This is a genomic window from Streptomyces sp. NPDC054840 (assembly GCF_053611065.1).
On the sequence record NZ_JBSGZP010001117.1, the window covers coordinates 1 to 1,322 of the forward strand.

Annotated in this window: 1 protein-coding gene; it reads right to left on the bottom strand. The window is 68.3% G+C overall.

The window, feature by feature from the left end; all coding sequences use genetic code 11:
• Window positions 1–104 precede the first annotated feature (104 nt).
• Entirely contained in the window at window positions 105–1,223 is a 1,119-nt protein-coding gene (locus ACWGIU_RS38010; protein WP_453712669.1) for a hypothetical protein, read from the bottom strand.
• Between the last annotated feature and the right edge of the window lie 99 nt (window positions 1,224–1,322).

Here is a 1,322-nt window from a genome sequence, read left to right on the forward strand (position 1 = left end):
GTCGTCACCTCGTCGCAGGCTCGGTGCCGGTACCCGTATCCGCTTCCGGCAGCGTCAGCGGGCGCGGCACGAGATGCGGCGCCCGGTCGGGCAGCAAGACGGCGTCAGGCCCGGCGGCAGCGATCCTGGAGCTCGGAGATGAGGGCCTTCTCGCGGGCGTTGACCGCACCGTCCACCGTGGCCACCCGGTCGGCCACGTCGAGGAGGTCGCTCAGATCCCCGGGTTCGGCGTCGAGGCGTCGCCACACCTCGGCCGGATCGATGTCGACCAGCTGGGCGAACTGTTCGTCGACCACCTGATGCCGGTCACGGACCAGCCTCACCAGGTGCCGCATCAGCAGCGCCTCGTCGTCGGCGATCTTCTGGTCCGCGGTGATGACGAGCCACGCGACCCACAGCATCAATTGCGGGTGCCGACTGCGCCCGGTCAGGCCCTCGGCGAGTTCGCTCACCCGGGCCTCGTTCCGGAAGACGGCTTGCGCGTGCCGCCCCGCGAGCAGCGTCGTATAGCGGTTCACCACCACCGCAAGGGGAACGCCGACCACCGGGATACCGATCTTGATGACGTTGCGCCGCAGGAGGAACTTCCCGACGACAGGGAGCCCCCTGGCCGCGCTCAGTACCGCTCCGGAGTAGAAGCGCTTGATCAACGGCCGCACGATGACCGGGACCGCCTTGACCACTCCTTCCCGCACCACTTCCCCGCTCTTGACCGTGAAGGCCACGCGGATGAGCTTCCACATGTCGTCGGGGTCGGACAGGTCGAGCGGGACCCGGTAGAGGACTGCGATGTCGTAGGCCAGGCGGAGCTGGAGCCGGGTGATGAACGCGACGTCGACCATCATCGTCGCGACGGCGGCCGGGACGGTCGCCGGCGAGGCACCGCCAAGGCTCCCGAGGGTGGCGGCGACGGCCGCCGTGTAGGCCCCGGCCGAGAGCCCGCCTTCGAGCGCGGCATACCGGGCCGCCATCTTGATCCGCTGATCGACGACGGCATCCGCGGGTACGCCCTCGTACCGCTCCTGGAAGTACCGCCAGTTGACCTTGGACGTATAGGAACTCAGCGCCTGCGCGCTGAGCTTGGTGAACCAGCTGCCCGACTTGATGTCGTCCGCGCTCAGCCCCTTGATGAACTCCCGCAGCTCGGCCCGCTCACGCTCGACAGCCTCCCGAACGGCATCGTCGCCCCCTGCGTCGACAGCGTCGGTCAGAGTTTCGGTCATGGCGATTCCTCCCGGGCGGATCAGCGTTCCGTCAGGTTGTCAGGTTTTGAACAACACCGCTGCCGTCTCCGCATGATGACTCCCTATCCGGTCCGGGAG

Coding starts and splice junctions, on each gene's coding strand:
- ACWGIU_RS38010 (WP_453712669.1), bottom strand. CDS start 1,223: ATGACCGAAACTCTGACCGACGCTGTCGACGCAGGGGGCGACGATGCC.